Source organism: Bacillus sp. WC2503 (assembly GCF_052682895.1).
On record NZ_JBQYMD010000001.1, the window covers coordinates 2,366,302 to 2,390,100 of the forward strand.

General features: G+C 34.5%; 18 protein-coding genes and 2 pseudogenes. 2 read left to right on the forward strand and 18 right to left on the reverse strand.

Going from position 1 to position 23,799, the window contains the following annotated elements; all coding sequences use genetic code 11:
* Positions 1-221: 221 nt before the first annotated feature.
* The 10 genes from ACUN26_RS12140 to ACUN26_RS12185 all read right to left on the reverse strand — a co-directional run bounded on the left by ACUN26_RS12140 (position 222) and on the right by ACUN26_RS12185 (position 9,522).
* Positions 222-854, reverse strand: coding sequence for a YdcF family protein (locus ACUN26_RS12140; protein WP_000662220.1), 633 nt, complete (start codon positions 852-854; stop codon positions 222-224).
* A gap of 325 nt (positions 855-1,179) precedes the next feature.
* Positions 1,180-1,767: a GNAT family N-acetyltransferase gene (locus ACUN26_RS12145; RefSeq protein WP_000402592.1), complete on the reverse strand. Its 588-nt coding sequence runs from the start codon at positions 1,765-1,767 to the stop codon at positions 1,180-1,182.
* 112 nt (positions 1,768-1,879) lie between these two features.
* Positions 1,880-3,208 carry a YjiH family protein gene (locus ACUN26_RS12150; RefSeq protein ID WP_001289431.1) on the reverse strand — a complete coding sequence of 443 codons (1,329 nt, stop codon included), beginning with the start codon at positions 3,206-3,208 and terminating at the stop codon, positions 1,880-1,882.
* 171 nt (positions 3,209-3,379) lie between these two features.
* Positions 3,380-4,507 (reverse strand): alpha/beta hydrolase, encoded by a 1,128-nt coding sequence (locus ACUN26_RS12155; RefSeq protein WP_000088546.1) that lies wholly within the window; start codon positions 4,505-4,507, stop codon positions 3,380-3,382.
* 142 nt (positions 4,508-4,649) lie between these two features.
* The gene (locus ACUN26_RS12160) at positions 4,650-5,510 is read right to left on the reverse strand and encodes an AraC family transcriptional regulator (protein WP_000868380.1); all 861 of its coding nucleotides are present in this window, start codon (positions 5,508-5,510) and stop codon (positions 4,650-4,652) included.
* A gap of 75 nt (positions 5,511-5,585) precedes the next feature.
* Entirely contained in the window at positions 5,586-6,467 is an 882-nt protein-coding gene (locus ACUN26_RS12165; protein WP_001068239.1) for an aminoglycoside phosphotransferase family protein, read from the reverse strand.
* Positions 6,468-6,983, reverse strand: coding sequence for a GNAT family N-acetyltransferase (locus tag ACUN26_RS12170; RefSeq protein ID WP_000440855.1), 516 nt, complete (start codon positions 6,981-6,983; stop codon positions 6,468-6,470).
* Positions 6,984-7,009: 26 nt separating this feature from the next.
* A complete protein-coding gene (locus ACUN26_RS12175) occupies positions 7,010-7,471 on the reverse strand; it encodes a DUF2691 family protein (protein ID WP_000820174.1) in 462 nt (153 codons plus the stop codon).
* Between the two features lie 231 nt (positions 7,472-7,702).
* Positions 7,703-8,137, reverse strand: a complete 435-nt coding sequence (locus ACUN26_RS12180; protein WP_000282814.1) for a ferritin-like domain-containing protein — start codon at positions 8,135-8,137, stop codon at positions 7,703-7,705.
* A 203-nt stretch (positions 8,138-8,340) separates the two neighbouring features.
* Positions 8,341-9,522, reverse strand: a complete 1,182-nt coding sequence (locus ACUN26_RS12185; RefSeq protein ID WP_000475850.1) for a YhgE/Pip domain-containing protein — start codon at positions 9,520-9,522, stop codon at positions 8,341-8,343.
* Between the two features lie 172 nt (positions 9,523-9,694).
* Between ACUN26_RS12185 and ACUN26_RS12190 the strand changes: the two genes are divergently transcribed.
* A complete protein-coding gene (locus ACUN26_RS12190; RefSeq protein ID WP_001205673.1) occupies positions 9,695-10,312 on the forward strand; it encodes a TetR/AcrR family transcriptional regulator in 618 nt (205 codons plus the stop codon).
* Positions 10,313-10,430: 118 nt separating this feature from the next.
* Here the strand turns inward: ACUN26_RS12190 and ACUN26_RS12195 are convergent, their stop codons facing one another.
* The 6 genes and pseudogenes from ACUN26_RS12195 to ACUN26_RS12220 form a co-directional block, all read right to left on the reverse strand.
* Positions 10,431-12,818, reverse strand: a complete 2,388-nt coding sequence (locus ACUN26_RS12195) for an immune inhibitor A domain-containing protein (protein ID WP_000728987.1) — start codon at positions 12,816-12,818, stop codon at positions 10,431-10,433.
* 341 nt (positions 12,819-13,159) lie between these two features.
* Positions 13,160-15,763 carry a phosphoenolpyruvate synthase gene (ppsA, locus tag ACUN26_RS12200; RefSeq protein ID WP_000094175.1) on the reverse strand — a complete coding sequence of 868 codons (2,604 nt, stop codon included), beginning with the start codon at positions 15,761-15,763 and terminating at the stop codon, positions 13,160-13,162.
* Between the two features lie 432 nt (positions 15,764-16,195).
* Entirely contained in the window at positions 16,196-16,519 is a 324-nt protein-coding gene (locus ACUN26_RS12205) for an LPXTG cell wall anchor domain-containing protein (RefSeq protein ID WP_372418624.1), read from the reverse strand.
* A gap of 45 nt (positions 16,520-16,564) precedes the next feature.
* Positions 16,565-18,328, reverse strand: a pseudogene (locus ACUN26_RS12210) (leucine-rich repeat domain-containing protein); the annotation flags it as partial.
* Positions 18,329-18,490: 162 nt separating this feature from the next.
* Positions 18,491-18,832 (reverse strand): YolD-like family protein, encoded by a 342-nt coding sequence (locus ACUN26_RS12215; RefSeq protein ID WP_000786246.1) that lies wholly within the window; start codon positions 18,830-18,832, stop codon positions 18,491-18,493.
* Positions 18,829-20,094, reverse strand: a complete 1,266-nt coding sequence (locus tag ACUN26_RS12220) for a Y-family DNA polymerase (protein WP_000272635.1) — start codon at positions 20,092-20,094, stop codon at positions 18,829-18,831. Before ACUN26_RS12220 ends, ACUN26_RS12215 begins: the two co-directional genes overlap by 4 nt.
* A gap of 712 nt (positions 20,095-20,806) precedes the next feature.
* On the opposite strand from ACUN26_RS12220, the gene ACUN26_RS12225 reads away from it, so the two are divergent.
* A complete protein-coding gene (locus ACUN26_RS12225) occupies positions 20,807-21,226 on the forward strand; it encodes a DUF1259 domain-containing protein (RefSeq protein ID WP_001178952.1) in 420 nt (139 codons plus the stop codon).
* A gap of 206 nt (positions 21,227-21,432) precedes the next feature.
* Here ACUN26_RS12225 and ACUN26_RS12230 read toward each other — a convergent pair.
* Together ACUN26_RS12230 and ACUN26_RS12235 are read right to left on the reverse strand one after the other, a co-directional pair.
* A pseudogene (locus ACUN26_RS12230) lies at positions 21,433-21,705 on the reverse strand (M15 family metallopeptidase); the annotation flags it as partial.
* Between the two features lie 178 nt (positions 21,706-21,883).
* Complete coding sequence (locus ACUN26_RS12235; RefSeq protein WP_000913767.1) at positions 21,884-23,473, reverse strand: bifunctional metallophosphatase/5'-nucleotidase; 1,590 nt, start codon at positions 23,471-23,473, stop codon at positions 21,884-21,886.
* Positions 23,474-23,799 lie beyond the last annotated feature (326 nt).

The window sequence follows — 23,799 nt, forward strand, 5'->3', positions numbered from 1 at the left end:
CCCGCTATTTGCGGGCAGTAAAACTCCCACCTCAAAATTCAGGTGGAGCAAAGAAGTTCAGTGGGAGTCGGGCTGCCCGTAAATGCTCGATTCATAAACCGTTCATTTTGTCATTATGATTATATGAAGCTACCTCTCTATTGTTTCACTATTCCGATAAAAATACAATGTTTTTGGATTATAAGAAAAATCCCTATAGAAAAACAGGTCCTTTTCTTATATTAATCCCCCTTCAATGCCTTTAGCGGCAAAGAGGTTACATATCCGATATACGAGAATAATTCTTTAAAAAAGAATGGAATTTCTGTATCTAACGTTTTATATGCTGATGTTGGAGTCGGTGAAGCATATGCCTCAATGTTAATATGTTTTGCGATTCTCATTGCGCGTTTCATATGAAGCGGATCACTTACAATCGTGTATGAGTGTATTCCGTTCTCTATTCCAACTTCCTTCGCATTCTTTAAATTTTCTTCAGTGAAAAGGGATTTTGTTTCTATTAAAATATCCTCCTCTTTTACACCTTGTTTCAATGCATATACTCTAGCAGTGCGAGCTTCCTCAAGCTCTGCTTCAAACTTTGTACCACCTGTAAAAATAATTTTCTTAATGTTTCCGTTTTTATATAGAGAAATCGCGTGATTAATTCTTTCCTTAAATACAGGAGATGGTTTTCCGTTCCATGAAGCTGCTCCTAGCACGATACCAGCATCTGTCTTCACATCATCATCCGTTTTAAAGCGATAACTCCAAATATCGTAAGCTGCATAGCTCACATACAAAATAGCAGAACAAATCATTAATAAAAACACTTGAAAGATTCGTCTTTTTTTACTCTTCTTATTTTCTTTCATTTGTAATTGCCTCCGTACATCATCCATACTTCTATAAAAAAACATTTATATCAAATCGTTTTGTTTGAGTTTGTTTAAAAGAAGGTATTTTACTTATTATATATAAAAGGGTTTTCATTTAAAATTGAGGATTATCAATTCATTTTTCATTTGCGGTTTTCATTACAATTTTAATTCATTAGTTTATTACCATACAACTACATTGTAACGAATTTTTTCTCAGAAGGGAATGATGAAACAAAAGTAAATTAAATAAGTTAGTGTTTTGTAAGAAAAAAAGGTATATTATTCGCAAATTACGATCATATACCTTACAAAATACGAATTATAGCTTTTCTTTGTATAACTCTAATTTTTCTAACAATTCTCCTTTCACGCCTGACCATTCACTCGCAATAATACTGTACACAACTGCATCTCTCACATGACCGCTCGGCAATCTTCTTTCATTTCTTAGCACACCTTCTTTTACCGCGCCTAACCTTTCAATTGCTCGTTGTGCTTTTTCATTTCTTACATCCGTCTTAATTTGCACTCGTAGCATATGCAGTTTTTCAAAAGCATACTGGAGAAGCATATACTTACATTCTGTATTTATACTCGTACGTTGCACAATTGGATGGTACCACGTCTGCCCTAACTCCACTGTTTTATCTTCTACTGAAATATTATATAAACGTGTACTCCCTACAATCTTGTTCGTCTGTTGATCCACTACAGCGCAAGGGATTTGTGTACCCTTTCCATAACTCTTTATCGCTTTTTGAACATATTGCTGCATATCTTGAACAGTTTCCATTTTAGAGATTAAATACGCCCAAATTTGCCTATTTCCTTCTACAATCGAAAACAAAGTTTCGACATCACCACTATCCATTAACCGTAACTTCGCTCTTTCGTGAATGATTTCCATTTGTAAGCCCCCTTCTTTTGTTACTATAACATATGAATAAATATCTCAAAATTTATATATAATGATTTTAACAACAAAAATCCTCGCTCACATAGAAAGCGAGGGTTTCCTATTAAAGCACCAAATAAGCAATCGGCGTAATAATAAGCAACGTTAATATCGTTCTCTGCACGTACAAAATAATAAGTTCAGATACTTTTAACGGAATATCTGTCGATAATATACAAGGGATTGAAGCGGAGAAAAACAAAATAGATGATACCGAAATAACCGCAATGACAAACTTTGTCACGAGCGGCGCACTTACAACTAATAATGATGGTAAAAACATTTCTGCAATACCAACTGATACCGCTTTAGCAGCTAAGTCTGCTTCTGGTAATTGTAAAACCCATGTAAATGGATAAAAAATATAACTGATCCAATCAAATATTGGCGTGAACTTCGCTAAGACGATACCAATTAACCCTACTGACATAATAGATGGTAAAATTCCCATCGTCATAATAAAACCGTCTTTTAAGTTCACTGCAATATTTTTCATAATGCTCGGTGCAGATCTTGATACTTCTAATGCATCTTCCCAAGCACGTTCTAACATTTTTTCCTTATAAACGGGCTCTGGGAACCCTTCTTTCGTAATATATGTATCGGGCTTTCTACTAAGAGGTGGGATTCTTACGGTGATAGCAGTCACGATGAATGTTACTACAAGTGTAGTCCAAAAATAAACATTCCATAAATGCATAATGTCTAATGTTTTTGCGATGATGATCATAAATGTTGCGGATACTGTAGAAAATCCTGTAGCGATAATGGCTGCTTCTTTTGTCGTATACTTTCCTTCTTTATATACGCGGTTCGTAATTAATAAGGCTAGTGAATAACTTCCAACGAAGGAAGCAACCGCATCAATTGCCGATCGTCCCGGCGTATTCCATAAAGGTCTCATAATCGGACGGCAAAATGTACCGACAAATTCAAGCAACCCATATCCGACTAATAACGCTAAAAACGCCGAACCAATCGGAACGAGTAAACTTACCGATATAACTAGTTTCTCATACAAAAACGGCCCAACATCTGGTGCAAAAAACCAAGCTGGTCCCACTTTAAAACAATATAATACGCCAAAAACAACACCAACTACTTTTAAAATAGAAAAACAAATGTCTACGATAGATGCATTCCATTTCTTCGTATAAAATGGATAAATCGCACCAATCACCATAACAAACAATGCATAATAAGGTACTACGCCCGGAACTGAAGTACGGATCCACGATACGATATGATCAATCATAATAGAAGAAGCTCCATTTATCGTAACAGGTACGAAAAACATAAACACCCCAACGAGACTAGCGAGTATAAACCGAAGAATCATACTCCTCTCTCTTCCTGTCTTAATTACATTACTTTTTAATTCAATTTCACTCAAAATTCGACACCTCCTATTATCTAAATATTCTGCATAATATAGTTTTATTCCTTCTTTTGATCTTGAATATTTAATCATATAAAAAAGCCTAATTTGAAACATTTAGATCAAATTAGGCTTTTTATATACTTTTTAGATATTCTCACTTAAAGCACAAAGTAGAGTTTAAAATCATTGCTCAAAGTAGGAGTCTTTCTTACTATGCTTCAATATAAAACTCCCCATCTCAATCGCTAAATCTTCACTTTGAGGATAGACACCTACATTATCTCCATACGCGTGCCCTAAACCACGATAGAGAATCGTTTCAGTATCCACTCCTTGTTTCTTCAATTTAGCTGCATACGCTAAACATTCAATCATTAAAAAATCATGTTCTCCTACCGTAATAAATGTACTTGGATAATCTGAAGATACATCAACGTATGGACTTAAATACTTCGAATGAATGTCTTCCGTACCAAGTATTTCTGCCATCCCTCCGACCATTGCATGCATCATATTAAGCATTTTTTCTAATCCTTTTTTATATTTCGGAGCAATCTCATATTTATCTATACTCCAAGAATAAAACTCGTCTTCATAGTCACACATGTTAAGTGTAGGGTACAGAAGTAATTGCCCTTTAACGAAGTTTCTACCATCTTCCATATCTCTCGTTGTACAATACTGTGCTAAGTTCCCTCCAGCACTATCACCCGCAACAAAAATATTATTCTTATCACCGCCGAATGCTTCAGCATTCTCATAAATCCATTTTAAAGTAGTGTAACAATCTGTATGTCCATTTGGAAAAGGATGTTCTGGAGCTAATCGATAATCTACAGAAAAGGCTAGTATATCTGTTTTTTCTACTATTAATTTCACAAGTTCTTCTACCACATCTGGTGATCCTGCCATGAATCCGCCACCATGAATAAAATATAAAATTGGCGCGTTTTCTTGTTTTGAAATACTATTATAAATCCTTATCGGAATGTCATATCCATCTTCCGCTTTAACCGTTTCATTCGTAATATTTATATCTTTCGTTACGATTGGAACGCTTTTAATACCATTAAACTGCTTTCTCATATTCTTTACCGATTTTTCAGAAGCGTCCATTTTCATCATATTTTTAGGCATAAACCTCATTATATTCATTTGAACCTTCATATCTTTATAAAGACGTGGATCCATTGCTCCCTTTTCATCGCAATCTGGTATGTTTTTCACTATTACTTCTGCGCCTTGTACATTGATGGTTTCTTGTTTTTCTTGAATCTTTTCTAATAAATCTAAGCTATATTTTCTAGACATTCACTATTCCCCCATCTCTTTTTTAACGCTTTCATTTTCCGAAAAATTATATAACCGTATACATTTCCATTTACTAAATAAAAATACGTTCCATGTACAAAATGTAACATGGAACGTATTTTTATTGTTGTTCATATTTGATTCAATTATTGTCATTTTTTGATATGATATTTTTTCTATACTGTAATGGTGTATCCCCATATTTCCCTTTAAACTGCGAAATGAATGACTTCACATTGGGAAATCCATGTTTCACTGCTATATCTTGTATAGAATTCGTACTGCTAATAATATCTTCATACGCTTTATGAAGCCTGTATCTCGTTAAAAAAGAGATGAAATTTGATCCGAAAGATTTTTTGAACATCCGAGAAAAATGTTCCTCACTTACAAAAAAGTGTTTCGCTACATCTTTCATTTTAAGCTTTTCATCATAATGTTCATACATATATGTAATTATCTCTTTTTGTTTATTTCCAAATTGAAAATCATTATCTTCTTTTTTTCTATCTTTACAGTGGCGCAATAGAATATAAACAATCTCATAAATTAAACTATTCATTTTTATATAACTTAACTCATCAAAATTTGTGACTAACTCCTTTAATTCATAAAATATTTGTTGGAGCTTTTCTTTCTGCACAAATGATGCTTGTAGAGTAAATCTATATTTATCAAAATCAGCATTTAGCTCTTTAAGAAATTCATACGAAACTATTAACATCATTACTGCACAACTTGCATTCTCAACTTTTTCAAATTCGTGCACATCTCCACTGTTTACAAAAATAAACTCGCCAGCTGATACTTTCTTTTTTTGCCCATTTACATACAAAAAAACGTCTCCATATATTACTAAACTAATTTCAATACTTCTATGCCAGTGTGGAGGGATATAGTAGTGAAAATCAGCCGGAAGTCTTGTGCTATCTATATATTCAACCATACCTGGAATTCTATCACGCAATTTTATTTCTTCATATTTCCCTTGCCTGACTTTCAATTATGTTCCCTCCTTTTTATTGCATAGTAAACGTCAAATAACTTCAATCAAAACTTGTGCTACACATTACTATTTTCATCTCATTTTATAATCATCCACAATCACTTGGATTACACGATATGCTTCCTCAGCTACTTTTTCATTACTATTTCTATTCGCATCATATGTAATTAACGCCTTCCAAAGCGCCCATCCTCTCGCTCTATCCCACGTTTCCTCATCCATCCTCAACACTTCTTTAAATACATTTCTACTATTTTCATCAAAAAATGTCCATGCCATCGCCGCGTCACACGACGGATCACCTACTCCTAGTATACCAAAATCAATTACGGCACAAAGCTTTCCATCTTTAACGAGTAAATTCCCTGGCGCAACATCTCCATGAATCCAAACTGGTGTGCGTTCCCATTTTGATCGGAGCGCTAAATCCCAAAGGTGCTTTAACAATGCCTCATCAAAAGCGTCTTTATTGTTTTCAATAGCTACTCTCGCTTCTTCATCGTATACAGATATAAACCCGCCTCGGTAAAAGTTATGCGCTCCAGCTATTGGTCCGTTACTAGAATCAATGGATTGCAATTCTAGTAGAAATGATCCTAAGTCCGCTGCGAATTCATGTAAGTCACGAACATTTTCTTTCGTAACTGTCTCTCCCTCTATCCACTTATTAATAGACCATGGCCACGGATACTCTTCAGACGAATGCCCTTTTGCAATTGGTGCAGAAATTGGTAAAGAAAGTTCCTTATTTAATATAGGAAGCCACTTGTTTTCTTTCTCTACTTGCGGTGCATATGCTGCATCACTTGGTAATCTAACACTCATCTGATCTCCTAAGTGAAACGTTCTATTATCATGCCCACTAAACTTTACAGGTTTCACTTCTAAATGTGCCCATTCAGGAAACTGTTTCTGTATTAACTTCTTAACTAAACTTACGTTAATTGGATTCATTTATTTGCTCCTTTTCTTTTGAAACTTACTAAGCCCATCCGTACTGCCCACATACTCAAAATCATTTTTCTTATAAAAATCATTCAACGTACGATTATGTCCCACACAATCTAACTTCAAGTACTCTTTATCACACTGTACATTTTCTTCTACCCACTGCAAAATCGATTCTCCTATTCCATTCCCCTTATACTTCCGTCTCACCGCAAATCTATGAATATATACTGAATCCGAAACTTCCTCTTTACCAAAAATATGTTCATCCCATTCATTTTGTTTAGGAGATGCTGTAATCGTACCAACAATTTCATCTTCTTTCATAACAATATACGTATATTTATTTCTTATACATTCTAATATTTCAGCTGTAGCCTCTCCTCCTAACAGATACTGCCATTGATCTACTTCTTTATGTTGTAACCACTCTGCTACTTCTCTTAATAGAGTAATAATAGTATCGCTCTCCTCTTCAGTAGCAGTTCGTATTGTATATTCTTTAACTGTATTTCTCTCCATATTGCCGTTCCCCTTTCAAATTACTACTATACTGACAAACGCGTTCTACCGTCATTTTCGTCTGTAACGTATTCAACATAAAAACCTTGATTCAGTGCGTTTTCATACATCAATTCAATCGCTTTTGGGTCTTTAGCGTAAATGTGTATATAATCACCGTCCGCTACTAATACGACTACTTCACACTTGCTCTCTGTGAACTCTTCATATGTTTCAATCTCTTCTAATACTTCTCCTTTTGGATACGCTTTTAAATCTGCAAAAATGAGATAATATATGTTGTCTTTTATTAATTTTTTCAATTCTAATCCACTCATTACCTTGTTATCTTCTGAGAATAATTCTGATCCTAATCCATCAGGTAATCTGAAATAAGATTCCTCATTTTCCACTCGCCAATCAAATAACGTAATATCGATCGGCTTTAACACTTTCCAAAGTAGATTATCATATTCATTTGGAATATCTACAATAATTCCTCTTTTCATTTATTTGCTCCTAGCTTATTTATTTTCGCTTTCATTTCATACATTATATACCAAATTCAACTACTATATTTTGTCGATACCTATGTAACTTGTATTTCACCGCGAAAAACCGTCCCACTACTTATGAAACGGTTTCTTTCTGCTTATATTTAAGTTTTTCATTCAATTGTTGCACTACGCTTTAAAACAATTTCTAATATATTCATCACATCAGCCACTCATTCTTTATACTCACTTCGACTTCACAAAATAATATAAAAACCAAACCGCATGATTTTGTTCATCTGCAGCTATTCTCCGTAACAAATCTTTCACAGATGCATCCGATGTTTCATCTGAAATTTCCAAATAAAAATCTACTGTCCTTTGCTCATCCTGTATAGCGAATTCTAATCCTTGTAAGTACGTATTCGGGCATTCTTCGGTAATCTGTGGTTTAGGCTGCCTGCCAGTTAAGTTCGTATAAATTTGGACAAAGTTTTGGAAATGCTTTATTTCATCATTACGAATTTCAAGAATCTGATTTCGTTCTACTTGATTTGGAGCCATGTTAGCTAACTTTGCGTAGCAGCTTATAGCGCTATATTCTCCGTTTATAGCTTTTTCAATATCACTTATCAACTTATCATTTTGCCTATACCAATCATGATAATTCGAATTATACATCGTATCCCCTCCATAATTTCGCATAACATTTTATGCACTTTGAAATAGTAGGAGCATGTATACAAAAAAATTACTGCAAACACGAATACTTCAATCACGTATAACATATTGTAAAACCCTATCTATCGCTGCTTAATTTCCTTAACGATTCCTAATGATTTCATCAAAAAACGCTTCACTACGAGTGAAACGTTTTTTATCTTTTAAGCATTCAATTCCATTTTATGTCCCTTTACTGCACTACGCTTCAATGCAGTTGCTAGTATAACAACCATACTTACCACACCAATCCAAACGAGCACAGTAACAGGTGTATTCCAGCTTAACCCTTTTCCGAAGAAGAAGATCTCCCTGAGTCCTTCGATCATAAATTTCATTGGTAACCAAGAATAAACCCAATTTTGATAAAATGGCGACAACATTTCAGGTGCTAATGATAATAACGGTGCCCCGAAGAATAGTAAGAGTGCGAATAAACCGATACCTTTTAGCCCAACTAATGAAAGTACCGCCGATATCATTAAGAAGAAGCTAAAAGACGTGATGGATAAGAACAACGCTGTCTCCGTGAAATTCGAAATATTTAATCCTACCATCCCATCTGCAATCCACGTAAGGCCAAAACCAATTACAAGTGTCGCAACTGCTCCAGCTACTATTTGTTTTAGTTTTAATCCAAAGTTTTCTTTTCTTGTACGTACCGGCATTTTACTAAGCGCAATAAAAATAATTGCTGCGTTAGCTAAACTTGCAATCCATAACGGCTGAAATAATGACATTGGTGAGTTACCGTTCGCACTGTTTTTTCCGACCTCATTCACATTTTTCACGTGCTTTACAATAGGTGTTACTAATTTCGAAGCTTGATCTGTTGTTAAAGTAGCTCCCCTTGCTTTCAATCCATCTAATATTTGTGTGCGAACATTGTTGCTCATATTATCCACTACACCATTTAACATTTGCCCTGCCATAGTTGATGCAGCCATATTCATTCCTTGATTAATTAATATTTCTACTTCTGGTGAAGATGGCTGCGGTGTTCGTAATGAAGCCTGTTTCATACTAAATTCTTTCGGAATGACGAATGCGGCATAATACTCTTGATTATTTAAACCTTTTTGAACTGCTTCCTTATTTTTCACTTCTACCCACTTCATCGCAGGTTCTTCATCTGATTTCGCTGTTTTTTTGATATTATCAACAATTGTTTGCCCCATATTCATTTTCGGTTGATTTGGAACTTCTACACCTTGATCCTCATTTACAATTGCTATTGGCAAGTTTTTTGGCTTTGGTTGAACAGTTGGGAATAATGTTAATGAAAAAATAAAAACAACAAGTAGTGCAATAACTGGTGCTAACAATAAAAGTTTGTTTTTAAACATTTTCTTTTCTCCTCCTTTAATTTTCGTTACAATAAATGAACAACGTGTTGTTTATTTATATTTTGAATTATATGTTTGAACTAAATCTTATTCAATAATCAAAAATCGTGAATGTGTCGGTTATAAGACACTTTTGCTAAATGTGTTGAGTAAAATTAAGGAGGGACATGCTTTGCGTGATAGTAATTTAGATTTACGTGTTATTCGTACGAAAACGGCCATACGAAATGCACTAGTGGAGCTTATTGAAGAAAAAGGTTTTGACGCCATTACAGTAAAAGATATTACAACGAAAGCGAACATAAATCGCGGTACATTTTATGCGCACTATCAAGATAAATTTGATTTAATGACGAAATGCCAAGAAGAAATTATGCATGAGTTTTCTAGCATTGCCAAACAAAAATTCCCTGAAGTGATTGCCGATCTTGGCTCAAACCCTTCCCCAACGACGCCATTTGTACTTATCGCTTCTATTCTTGAATTTCTAAATGAAAATAGTGATTTTATGAAAGCTGTGTTAAGTCCAAAAGGAGATTTATCTTTCCAAACAAAACTGAAAGACTTTATGTGGAAAACACTATTTGAAGATACGAATGGGGCTCTTATTGATAAAGAGAGTTTGCTTGTTCCAAGCGAATACCTAACTTCTTATATGGCATCTGCTCATATAGGTGTCATTCAGCAATGGTTAAATAATGGCCAAAAAGAAACACCTAAGGAAATTGCTCGTATTTTATCAACTATCGCAGTTCACGGCCCGTTTTATGCGGCTGGTTTAAAGAAGTAAGCCAACCTGCATAGAAATATATTTTAATCAATCTGGACATCAACTAATTGCTTAATGAAATTTATGTTTCTATGAAAAAAGCTGTTGAAAGGAATCCCCTTCAACAGCTTCTCCATTATTAACGATATAAACGAACTGCACCTGCAGAATTATCATCTGCTTGTCCAACTACTTCAAATTTCAATCCAAACTTCGGTAATTTACGTCCTGCATCTGGGATTAAATCATTTATATACAATTTAGAATCATCAAACTTCGTTACACCTGGTAATCCTTTGTAATCATATGTTCCGCGTGTTGGAGATACAACTTTCCATGCTGGCGTCTGATTAAAGGAGAATGCAGCATCTGCGATTTGGTATCGTGTACTACCTTGAACAGTTGGTTTGCCGTTTAGCGTTCCAACAATTGCCTCTGGGTGAGAGTCAACAACCCCTAAGAAACCTTCTCCTGGATGAATACCAACCCAATTATCTGTAAAGCTAGAGTCTGCATACCATACAACAAGACCTGTATTATACGGTACACCGCTGCTATATTTTAATGCTTGGTCAGCACCAGCGTAGTTTCTCCACTCTAAATAGTAGTTATGTTTCTTCTTATCAAAACCGTTTGCTACAACGAAACCATTTAATTTTAATTTCGATTCGCCTTCTGCATCATCAGAGAAGACAACATTTCCATCTACAGTTAATGTAGCGTTATCAAAAGTAAAACCGTTCGGTGCTAAGCCACCATCTGTAATGTATTCAAATACTAGTTTTACTTTTTGACCTTTAAATTTGCTTAAGTCATATGACTTATCTACCCATTTACCATCCGTTGTATCTAGACCATTTTTCACATTCTTTTCGCCAATTCGATCGACTAACGTTTTCTTATTATCCTCTGTCACTGCATATACTTCAAGGAAGTCATAATCTGTTTCAATTTCATACAATGACTTGTAATCAAACTTCGCCAGTGTTGCATTTGTTAAATCAAACACTGGTGTTTCTAATGTTGTATGAAGATTATCGCCTTTTGTACTATAGTAATATTTCTTACCGAATGCAGGCTGAATACCTTTCACTTCTTTATCTGGTAAGTTAACGCGAATTAGACCAGGACGAGCTGATTTCGTTACACTTTGGTCTAAGTACGTTGCAAAACCGATACCACGATTTAATTTATCATAGTCTACCTCTACAATATTTGCCCAGTTTCCACCCATGTTCTTTTGAAAGAACTCTTTGTTTTGCGGAGAGAAACTCGGTGGCGTTGTACCTGCAATTTTACCAGCCCAGCTGCCGCCACTCATAACAGACCAAGAGTTAATTGGCTCCCCTGCTCCTGAATACTTCGTATCATACTCATCCGGAAGGCCTAAATCATGACCAAATTCATGTGCGAATACACCAACTGCTCCGTCTTCTGGCTCAATTGTGTAATCGTACGCTGCCATTTTACCGCCCCAGTTATCAACTTTTGCTTTTGTTCCTTCAATTGGATATGGTGTTCCAAGGTGCCAACGATGCGACCAAATTGCATCATCACCTAGTCTACCACCGCCTCCATCTTGCCCAACTCCAGCGTGAATGACCATTAAGTGATCAATCAGACCATCTGGTTCATTTTTATTGCCATCACCATTATTGTCATATTGATCGTATTCGTCAAATTCAGATAAATCAATACCACTTTCTACAGCCGCATTTAATGCTTCTTTTACAAAATCACGAGGTCCTTTTGGTCCTTTATTATCATGGCCGCCATCTCCTGCATCTGCGCCATAATCTGCCGCATTACCAGGAACTGTCAACCACTTTGTTACTGTGCCATCTACTGTATAACTACCACCAGATTGCTCTTCATAATATTGTTTAAATGTTGGTACTTTTGAACCATCAAAGAGTGTAAATGGCTCATTACCAAATAACATTTTTTGATAATGTTCTGGATTAAAATCATTTGAATACATATAACCTGGTACTTGATCAATATTGTTATGCTTAAAGTCAGCAAACTCCACCAACAATACAAGCACTTTATCTTTACGGACATCACCATTATATTGTTTTTGCTTCGCTGAAGTAGTTGGTACTTTGCCGTTTAATCCCCCTTTAACCGGCTCTTGTCCAACTACCGGGCCACTAGCAGGTTGATCAGCTTTTTCTTTCGCATCTGCTTTTGCATCTTTCACTTTTTTCAAAAAGTCAAACGCTTCTCTCGAGACACTATCCCCTGTTGCTGGTTCTTTCCCAGCATTTTCGCCTTTTTTCTTCTCTACGTATTTTTCAACAGCTTTTAATGTGTCTTCTTTCGACGCAGAATTATTAATTACACCGCGTTTCTTGAGCGCATCTGCTAGACGGTCCTCTTGAATTAAATTTCCATCAATCGGACTTAAAGATCCTACATTAGACGGCGTTGCCGCATAAACAGATTGACTACCTACCCCAAATGTGCAACTAAGCACTGCTGCCGCCGCAAGCGTAGACAGCACTTTAAAAGGCTTTTTCTTCATCCCTATTCCTCCCCAATATTAAATACGTTATAACGCTTATATAATAATGAAAATTCAGATAATTTACAATATGTTGTCTGAATTTGTAATATTTTTGAAAATATTCTTTGTTTTAGATTGATGTACATTCTAATTCATCAATCTTCATGGTTGCTTCTTGCATGTGAATGAGTATCGTAGCATGTATGTCTCCTTCTACGACAGGGGCATTCAAAGAAATCCAATTCATATGCTCATTTTTATTTTAATTTTCAGTTTCAGATGGATGATAGCAGCAAGCTTACAATCATAAAAAGATCGTCCGCTATATTTAGTGGACGATCTTTTTATTTAAAATATAACTACACTATCTCAATATATCCTTCTGTTCCATGTACCCGAATTCGTTGCCCGTCTTTTATTCGTTTCGTAGCATTCTCTACCCCGACGACTGCTGGTAATCCATATTCACGCGCAATCACTGCCCCGTGTGTCATGAGTCCGCCAACTTCCGTAACTAACCCTTTTATAGACACAAACAATGGCGTCCAGCCAGGATCAGTAAATGCCGTAACTAATATATCTCCATCTTCTAAACTTGCATCTTCCATGTTTAAAATAACACGAGCTCTCCCTTCTACCACTCCAGAAGAAACAGGCAAACCTACTATTGCTTCGGTAGGGAGATTTTCTCGTTTATATTTACCTATAATAATTTCACCATCAGAAGTAATAACACGCGGAGGTGTTAGTTTTTCATATAATTTGTACTCATTTTTTCGTTTATGAATAACTTTGTAATCTAGTTTATTAGTGCGGACGACTTCGTGAAGTTCTTCAAAAGTAAGATAGTATATATCTTCTATTTCAGTAATAACGTTATTTCGCACGAGTTGCTCGGCTTCTTTTAGTAATGCCTGCTTATATATGAAATAGCGATTAATCATTCCGTATTTTGGGTATTCACGATAGCCAGCGAAATTCCGAATTATACTGATCATTCGCTTCGTCTCTTCTACTTTTTGTTTGCCATCTGCTAAATACTGCAATTTGTCTAATAACTCTTCTTCTCTTTTTAAAGCCTCCTGCAGCCCTTCTTCAAACTTCCGCTTACTAGCACCAGCTTCAAAATCTCTTATATTATTTAAAATCATCGGGATAATTGTAGTTGGTTTTTCACTCCAGCGCGTTTTCGTAATATCGATTTCGCCGCTGCATCTCATTCCGTATTTATTTAGAAACGCCTCGATTGCATCTCGAACTTTTTCCCCGTCTTTAAACTGAACTAGTTCATCTAAAAAGCTGTCATCTTCTATATGCTGTAAATACGCAATGACTTCTGGATACGGACGAATCACATCTGCGACATCCAATAATGCTAAACCCATTTCTGAAGTAATATTATTTTGTACAGATTGAGAAAGTGTGTCTGCTGCATTTTTTTCTCCTAGCCATTGCTCCATCTTTTCATTGATCCATGATAAAGCATTCATACCTGCCATAATGACAGCCATACTTTGCGGGTGAAATAATATTTTCTTTAATTGCTGAATATCTTCTAAAATAAAATCAAGTACATCTGATCCTGATTTCGTTTGAATACTTTGTTTTAACTCTTCTATCGATGCTTGACTGTTCTTGATTAAATCCGTAACGATTGCTGGGTCGTTTTCGATTTGTGGTTGCGAGCTTGCAGGTGGCATACTTTTTCCAAGACTTTTTTCTTCTTCATCCGGTAACAATTTAATAAAATTATCTCGCTCTATTACAGTCATTAATGCATCTTTAATAAGCGGCTCTGATTCTCCTATTGTATTTAATAAAAATTCTCTACTAGCAGGTGAGGCCAATCTTTGTGCAACATCAACAAACAGCCTTCCCCCAGCTTGAAACCTCGGTCCAAAGGATGTTAACTGGAATAAAGACATTCCTAATGGCTTCAAAGGATCCGTCATCATTTGCTGGTGACCGACCGATACATACACATGATTTTCCTGATCATTCGCTTCTGGAATTGGATACAAAGTCGTTATCGGCCTACTTTGAACAATATAAAATGTATCATCAACTAAACACCATTCAATATCTTGCGGACAACCAAAATAAGCTTCAATCTGTCTTCCGATGCGTGCTAATTGTAAAATTTGTTGTTCAATAAGTGTTTGAACTTTTTGCTGATTAGGAGCAATTTTCTTTGTCTCTGTTCCGCCTTCTTTTCGTCCATAGATGGCTAATTTTTTCGTTGCGATGACCTTTTCGACGATTTCGTCTTCTTTTACCTTATAATTATCGGCAGAAACCAATCCAGATACTAGCGCCTCGCCAAGTCCAAAGCTGGCATCGATTGATAACACCTTCCTATTAGAAGTAATCGGATCCGCAGTAAATAAAATCCCTGAAGCCACAGGGAAAACCATTTTTTGAACGACAACACCTATAGAAACTTGATTATGATCAAAGCCGTTTTGCATTCGGTATATAACCGCTCGATCTGTAAATAAAGAAGCCCAACACTTTCTTACATGCTGCAAAACCGCTTCTTTTCCGATGATATTTAAATACGTATCTTGCTGACCAGCAAACGAGGCATACGGTAAATCTTCAGCAGTAGCACTAGAACGCACTGCATATGCATGTTCATTTCCAAAACGCGAGAGATAATGAGCTACTGATTCCACTACATCAACTGGAATTTCCACTGTCATAATGGCTTCTCTAATTTTCTTACTAATTTCACTAATTTGATCTCGGTCCTCAATTTTTAGTATGGCTAGTTGATTCAACAAAGTATGAAACACTTCAATTTGTTCAATGGCTTTTTCATACCCTACTGTTGTAACACAAAATCCTTCTGGCACTTGTATACCTTGAATGTTTGATAACTCCCCTAAATTCAATCCTTTTCCACCAACGAGAAAAAGCTGTGTTTTTTCTATTTCCTGAAAATCGAGAACGAAAGAACTCATTTAACATCTCTCCTTACTAGTCATGTGTTCTTGATTTTAGCAGTAGTCAATAAGAATAAACAGTCTATTTCGAACGTTAATTACATGATATAATTAAGTTAGGAAGAGATATAGAAAATAAAAATGGATTCACCTAAGCTGACTTACTATTATTTATTTAAGAAGCTTCTTATTAAAATATAAAGTTACTAAAAGAAAAAAGACAATCCAGACAGATTGATAATGTAAAAATATCTATTGAAATAAAAATAAGAACAGCCTTCTTCGTTGAATGGCTGTTCTTATTTTTGTTACCATTATTAAAAATTCAGGATAGCACATCTAATTTTGCTCAAAGAAAGAATCCTATATTTAGGATAATCCCTTCAAATAACTGTATCGCACAGATTACTTCGATTTTTCAATTCATTAGTTAGCAAAAAGGTTTTTATTTTAGTTAACTCTCTTTAACCTTCTATATAAATAAGCTCCTATCAACATTAATCCCCCACCAAAAACGGATAACCAATTCGTATCATGTCCTGTAGCAGGTAATATCTGTTCCTTCTTAACAATTTGTTTATTCAATGCGTTATTTTTAGTAATTTGCGAATTCACTCGATCTATTCCTTCACCTTTTGGATCTGTCACTTCACTTTTTGGTTTTGTCACTTCTCCTTTTGGTTCTGTCACTTCACTTTTTGGTTCTGTCACTTCTCCTTTTGGTTCTGTCACTTCTCCTTTTGGTTCTGTCACTTCTCCTTTTGGTTCTGTCACTTCTCCTTTTGGATCTGTTACTTCTCCTTTTGGATCTGTTACTTCTCCTTTTGGATCTGTTACTTCTCCTTTTGGATCTGTTACTTCTCCCGATACTTTATCCACAACATTTTGTATTACTGTACCAGTGTAAAAGATGCCTGTATCAGCAAATGGATCTTTTACTCCAAACTCATATACTTTCTCACCTAACGTATTCCATGTAATTACACCATTATTGTAAGTGCCGCCATCACTTTTTAAACGGATTTTTGTAGAGATTTCACCGTCTTTTTCATAAATAGGTACTTTCACTTCTTTATGTACTTCTACGTCCTCTAAAAAGACTTTTTGATTTTGAATATTAATGTATGCTTGCTTACTTAATTCGATAACAGGTCTAACGTCACGAATTTCATTCGCTACAAGGCTTAAAAACGTTAGTTTTTTCAACTGACTAATTGGTGATAAATCAGAAATATAATTTGCCTCTAAATCAAGTTTTTGCAAGTTTACTAAATTTGATAATGGAGTAATATCCTTTAACTCATTATTAGGTACATCTAATACTTTAAGATGAGTCATTTTAGTAAGTGGTGTCACGTCTTCAATTTGATTTTTCCCAATCCATAATTCATCTAATTGATTCAATTGGTCAATGCCCGATACATCTTTAACCTTATTACGCGTTAATACTAAATCTTTTAAAGGTAATGCATATAACGGTGTAATATCTTCAACTTGATTACCCGCTAAAGTTAAGTATGTTACATTTTTTAACGAGCTTAATGGAGCAACGTTCGTAATTTTATTATTTGCTAAATTCAAGTAATCTAATTGTCCCATTTTTGCTAATGCTGTTACATCTTCAATTTGATTGCCTGCTACATATAAACTTTTCACATTCTTCATTTCAGTTAGTGGTGCAACGTTCGTAATTTTATTATTGCTTAAATCAAGAGATTCTAAATTATCCATTTTAATAAGCGGTGTTACATCTACAATTTCATTACCGCGCAAAGCTAAATGGTTCAATTGTTTTAAGTTCGCAAAGAACGACGGATCTGTTATCTTTGCATTAGCAACTGTTAAAGACTTTAAATTAGGCATATATTTCAATCCACTATAGTCGAGGATCTCATTCGTATTTAAAAATAAGTTTTTTACTTGTAATAACTCTTCTTTCGTAATTGGTGTATTTAAATCTTTTCTATTAAATACTTTTTTATTAACAAGTTCCCTTAATTTTTTGTCCGTTATCATATTTTGACTATCAATTTGATGATCCGTTTCCTTATCACCTGCATTAGAATTATCATCTGGTTTCTCAGTTTCTTTGTTATTTGCTGTCGGATCTGAAATTTCAAATTGAACTTGATATTTATGATCATATCCAATAGCAGGAATGAGAATATGCATTTGCATATTATATCTCTTCGAAAATTCTCCTATTTCAAACTGAACTACTTTCGTCCCATTTTTCCTCTTATCTTCTGACAATACTTTCACATCGTGAAATACACCTGGTTGATTTCTATCTTCTATTCTAAGATATTGGAAATAATCGCTATCTTGTACTGTTGCAGTAACAACTTTTTTCCCATTTTCAATCTTAACTTTGGGATCTTTTATGTATTGAGACACCATGGATGGCTCATCTTTTTGATCTTTATATATTTTGATTTCAACATTATATACACGATCTGTTACCATAACTCCTGCTTTATTTTCTGCTATTTTTTCCGCTGCTTGCACTGGGCTAGAATAAACAGCAAAAGGAATAGCTAATGTTGTAGCTACTACTAACGCTCTCATATTATTTTTTTTCAAAGCAATATCTCCCTTTATACAAATAAATTATCTCTCAAATAAATGATAATGATTTTCATTATCATTGTCAATGGGATTTTTTCTTTTTATTTCTTGAAGTCCACACTTTAAACAAACCGTTAGAGTGTTTAAAGTGTGACCCTCCATGCTAAAAAAGCTATTCTATTCCATTTCAATTAAATCACCGAATTTAAAAGTACGTTTATGCCCAAAAGCATCTGTACAAATAATCGTCTCATTTAATGGATTAATATCAACTACTGTTATGTAATTTTTATATAAGTAGCCACCTTTATAATATGTAAGTAAAATCTCTTCCTCACCTAAATAGGAACATAACAACTTATTTTCAAGCACTTCTTTTGCATCCTCTGTTAAGATCGGACGCGTGACTTTCGTTTTCACATGTATCATTTCTTTAATAACTGCGAATTGCTCTGGCATACTAGCGAACGGTTGCCACTTTACCATCCCTCTTCCTTTTGGCATATTAGCATTCTTCACGATTTATGTCCTCCTAATAATGTGTTTCTATATCTTGATGTTGCGACGCTTGTGTAGGAAATCCCACGTAAAATACTGTTCTTACCAAACCGTGTTCGAATTTCATCCATAACTTTCGTTAATCGGATTTCTTTTTCCCTTTGTACAATGTTATCGAAAAGCGAAATTTGCTCTTCACCTTCATTAATAAGGTTTGTTAATGAGACACTTAACGATCTAATCGGTTCTCCTGTATAGCGCTCATATAAAAAATATGTACAAATATTGTAAATATCCATCGTTACATTTGTTGCCCGATTTAACGTATGCGCCTTTTTTATTCCCCCACCGTATTCCTTGCTATACCCAATTGAAAAATGAATTGTTTGTGCATATTTCTCTTCTCTTCTCAACCTATAACAAACTTCTTCTATATGCTCTAATAAAATAACTACGAACTCTCCTATCGAATAATCCCGTAATAATATTTGGCTTTTCGCTATAGATGTTGTCGCTGGAACGTATTTCTCTGCTATTCTGCTAAAATCAATCCCGTTACTATGTAAATGCAATTCTTCCCCTATTACACCGAAAGATTGCTTTAAATATTTCAAAGGATACTGAGCTAATTCTCCAATTGTATGTATACCTTTTCGATTCAATTTCATTTCAGTTTTGTACGATACACCCCAAAATTTACTGATTGGTCTAATACTCCATAACTTCTCGGGTATATCGTCATACGTCCAGTGTGCTATTCCATCTTTACTCTTTTTCGCTTCAATATCCATCGCTACTTTACTCAATAATAAATTAGGCCCTATACCAATCGTACTTTCAATCCGTGTACGTTCATATATTTCTCGCTTGAGCTTTAATGCGAATTCGAGCGGATTACTCGCAAACAAATGAATACTTGCAGTCATATCCATGAAAAACTCATCGATACTATATTGATGAAAATCTTCCGGCGCAACATATTGCAAAGCTAAACTAGTTATGAAAGTTGAACATTTCATATACGTATGCATAATCGGATTTGCAATAATAATATCTGGCCGCTTCGGTATTTCGTACAACCTTGCCATTTTCTTAATCCCTAACGCTTTTAATGGCGGTGTTACTGCTAATACGATTGATCCACTCCGATTTACATCTCCTACGACAGCCAATTTTGTATAACGTGGATCCAGTCCTTTTTTAATACATGACACACTTGCATAGAAGCTACGAAGGTCTACACAAAGAATAATACGATTCGGTAAAAGAGAATAATCATACAAGGTTATCACCCCTAATAAGGAACATTTGTTCTTATTATATACGAACTAATGTTCTTTTAAAAGATATTTCTATGAAAATTTTGGTTAAAATAACCGTAATTTAATAATTTGTTTAAGAAAAACATAAGGAATTCCCTTCTATATTCATAAGAGGTTTTTTCTATACTTAAAAATATAAATAGATACAAGGAGAAACAACTGAATTCTTCTTGTATAAGCAAGGTATTTTAGAACCCATTCTTTTGTATTCAAAAAAGTCTTGTTTTTAAATAGATATGTTCATAGTAGCAATATACTTATATAAGAAAGACTTATTTCGAAAAAAATACTATTTAGCAGTACTTTTTATAGAAAATAAAATATTATTGGTTATTTTCTCACCGTTGTTTTTCTAGTTTTATCATTCAAATTTAGACACATATTTATCTTACCTACATAGACTAAAAGCGTATAATTACATACTTTATAGATTTTTTATAACAATATCTCGAACGGACTATCATGAATCATAAATTTAATAACTCGAATATACTAATCATTTTCGAATAAATTCTAAATATTTAAATAATATAGCGTGCATTTCTTTTAAAATAAACATTGAATAAATTAAAATTACAGCCTGTTTTTTTAATGTTGAAGAAAGATTGTTTATCTGTATTTCATCAATCAAATCTCTAATTACATAATTTTGTACGAGAAAGGGATTGAATTTATGCAAAATTTTAATTTCATTTGTGAACAATTTGCTACAATACTTAAAGGGAAAAGTAAAATAAGTCAAGGTGGTTGTTCGGTGTCTTTTCACCGCGATTTTAGGGTGCTTGTTCAAGGAAAACCGAGTACCTATGTAGTACCCGTCGGAGTAAGTTTTGAATCGTTGGATCAAAATGGTAATGCATTAAATTTAGGCGAAATCGCTATTCTACAAGAAGAGACTCCTGCATTTATGAAATCAATTGTACAACAAGGAATTATTGTAAGTGCTTTACATAATCACTGGCTTTACATGAATCCCTTAATTATGTATATTCATATCCAATCTGTAGAGCCTCCATTACATTTTGCACAAAAGTTAGCCAATTCTTTTTTGTCCTTAAGTAGCTATCCTATCGCTAATAATGAGGGGCAATAATTGGTGTTTAGGATATATTTACACATTACACTTTTCATATGTGCGAACATAATAAAATCATTTCACTTTTTACTCAAAAGAAAACAACTGCCTATCAAATTTTTAGATAGGCAATTGTTCAATCTATTAAAATAAAGCACCCTACTATTTTATAAAATACTATTCTCCAAACAAAAAATACAGATTTCCAATTCACTTTAGCCTTCTTATCTCATATATTCCCCTAAAGTTAGTTTTTCCTTGTATATTTTTTCAGCATCATCCCCTACATAGCGAATGTGCCAAGGTTCATACGCATAACCAATTACATTCTCTTTTTCCTTTGGATAGCGAATAATAAATCCTGCACGATGCACATTTTCTTTCAGCCATTTCCCTTCCTTCGTCTTAGCAAATGATAACTCTAGTTCATTATTTATACTTTTAACATCCATCGTTAAGCCTGTTTGATGTTCGCTATGTCCCGTTTTTTCAAAAAAGACTCCCTGTACGTCCAGGATATCAACTTTTGTTTATTTCAATTTTTTTCGGCACTCTGCATCTAGACGGTATACCCATTGGCCACAGTTAGACTATTCAAATCAAAAAAATAGATTACCTGTACACTAAAAAGTATAGCGCACAGGTAATCTAGTTGTTTTTGAGATTAATAAAAAACTAATTTATTTTTTGAATTCTTCCATCAATAATAGACTGAATTGGTTCTTTTGATTTTTTTATATAATCTACTAGTGCTTCAAAATCGGTTGGTCCTGTTTCAGCATCTTTACCGTTTTTAAAGGATACAAATCCATCTCCACCTGAAGCTAGAAATGCGTTCGCAACGACGCTGTAAGTTTTAGAAGGAATGATTTCTTCTCCATTTGTTAAGCGAATACTTTTTACTTTTTCTCCATTAGGCTTATTCGCATCCCAAGTGTATTGGATCCCTGAAATTTGAAGCATTCTTGTTATATCTTTTTGCCATTGTTGATTTAAAATATCACGAATGTCTTGACCTGTTAAATTTACTTTTATTAATTGATTTCCGAATGGTTGAATACCATATATCTCTCCCCATGTAATATCACCAGCATCTAAGTCATTACGAATACCACCAGGATTCATAAGTGCAATTTGGGATTGCATTGTTGCACGCTGGGCATCAGCAACCAAATTTCCAAGAGTAGATTCACCAGCCTTATTGAGTTTGCGATCTAGTGGAGCAATAGACTTACCTACAACTTCATTAACAAGAGGTGCGATTTTTGCTTGATATTTCTCCATCTTCTTCTTTATTTTTTTATCAGGCTCCATGCCTTCATGGTAAGTTGTAACAATTTCTGCTTTTTTCTCAACAATATCTTGTGTCTTACGATCAATCTTTACATCAACATCAGCAAAAGCCATACCATAAGAATTTGCTTGTACGACAAGTTTATTATTGACAGTTCCATTTACATAGGTGTGGCTATGCCCACCAAAAATAACATCGACTTCTGGATCAGTCTCATTTGCTAATCGAACGATATCACCATTTGTTACGCCGTTTCCATCTGTTGTACCTCCGTTATGCGCAAGAACAACGATAGATTTAACGCCAAGTTTTTTTAATTGCTTTACGGATTTGTTAATAGCTTCAACTTCATCTGTAATTTCAACATTCTTTAGCATAGTAGGCATAACAAGGTTAGGAACATCCGTTGTTACGACTCCGATAAATCCAACAGGAACTCCTTGCACCTTTTTTATAGTGAATGGTGGTAAAAATAAACGACCAGTGGATTTATTATAAAAATTTGCGGCAACATATGGGAATTTTGCTCCTTTAAAATTGCCTGTTTTCTCATGGTATCCACCATAAATAAGGCGGTTCATTTCCTCAACACCTTCATCAAATTCATGATTTCCTATAGTTCCAACATCGAATTTCAAATCATTTAGAAATTCAATCGTAGGTTCGTCTTGTAATAATGCTGAAACAGGAGTACTTGCTCCAACAACATCGCCAGCATGTACCTTTAATGTATTCGGATTTTGTTTTTCACGATCACGTAAATAAGCCCCTAAGTACTCGATTCCCCCTGCATCTTTATTGTTAATTTTTTTTACAGTGTCTAGTTGCCCATGAAAATCGTTAATACCGAGCATTTGCACATCTATGTAGCGGTTTTGTTCTGTACTTGCTTGGGCTGAAGGCGCAGCAAATACACTAGTAAAAGTAACTGTACTTAATGCTAAAGCAACTGGAATGATTTTTTTCAACATAAAATTTCTCTCCCCTAATTAAAATCTGACATAATACGATGTTATTTTAATATATTAAGAGGATTATTTCTATAAAATTCTACTAATTATAAAAAATAATAAGATTTTATTGTTTTCTGATAAAATACTCCTTCCTCAAAAATGTGAAGGTGTAAAACGACAATTTTAAGTGGGAGATGAATATTTGTAGGCTTAAGCCTACACTTTTTGATTAAGATATAGGGGCCCCCACTCAACTTAAGAGGCTTCACTACCCAAAACAATAAAATGTACGTTTCTTTGTTTTGAGGATTATTCAAAATATTATCTTGATAGTAATATATCAA

What these genes read in the sequence shown, in the direction of transcription:
- ACUN26_RS12140 (WP_000662220.1), bottom strand. Translation starts at nt 854, where the DNA reads ATGAAAGAAAATAAGAAGAGTAAAAAAAGACGAATCTTTCAAGTGTTT.
- ACUN26_RS12145 (WP_000402592.1), bottom strand. Translation starts at nt 1,767, where the DNA reads ATGGAAATCATTCACGAAAGAGCGAAGTTACGGTTAATGGATAGTGGT.
- ACUN26_RS12155 (WP_000088546.1), bottom strand. Translation starts at nt 4,507, where the DNA reads ATGTCTAGAAAATATAGCTTAGATTTATTAGAAAAGATTCAAGAAAAA.
- ACUN26_RS12165 (WP_001068239.1), bottom strand. Translation starts at nt 6,467, where the DNA reads ATGAATCCAATTAACGTAAGTTTAGTTAAGAAGTTAATACAGAAACAG.
- ACUN26_RS12170 (WP_000440855.1), bottom strand. Translation starts at nt 6,983, where the DNA reads ATGGAGAGAAATACAGTTAAAGAATATACAATACGAACTGCTACTGAA.
- ACUN26_RS12175 (WP_000820174.1), bottom strand. Translation starts at nt 7,471, where the DNA reads ATGAAAAGAGGAATTATTGTAGATATTCCAAATGAATATGATAATCTA.
- ACUN26_RS12180 (WP_000282814.1), bottom strand. Translation starts at nt 8,137, where the DNA reads ATGTATAATTCGAATTATCATGATTGGTATAGGCAAAATGATAAGTTG.
- ACUN26_RS12185 (WP_000475850.1), bottom strand. Translation starts at nt 9,522, where the DNA reads ATGTTTAAAAACAAACTTTTATTGTTAGCACCAGTTATTGCACTACTT.
- ACUN26_RS12195 (WP_000728987.1), bottom strand. Translation starts at nt 12,818, where the DNA reads ATGAAGAAAAAGCCTTTTAAAGTGCTGTCTACGCTTGCGGCGGCAGCA.
- ppsA (WP_000094175.1), bottom strand. Translation starts at nt 15,763, where the DNA reads ATGAGTTCTTTCGTTCTCGATTTTCAGGAAATAGAAAAAACACAGCTT.
- ACUN26_RS12225 (WP_001178952.1), top strand. Translation starts at nt 20,807, where the DNA reads ATGCAAAATTTTAATTTCATTTGTGAACAATTTGCTACAATACTTAAA.
- ACUN26_RS12235 (WP_000913767.1), bottom strand. Translation starts at nt 23,473, where the DNA reads ATGTTGAAAAAAATCATTCCAGTTGCTTTAGCATTAAGTACAGTTACT.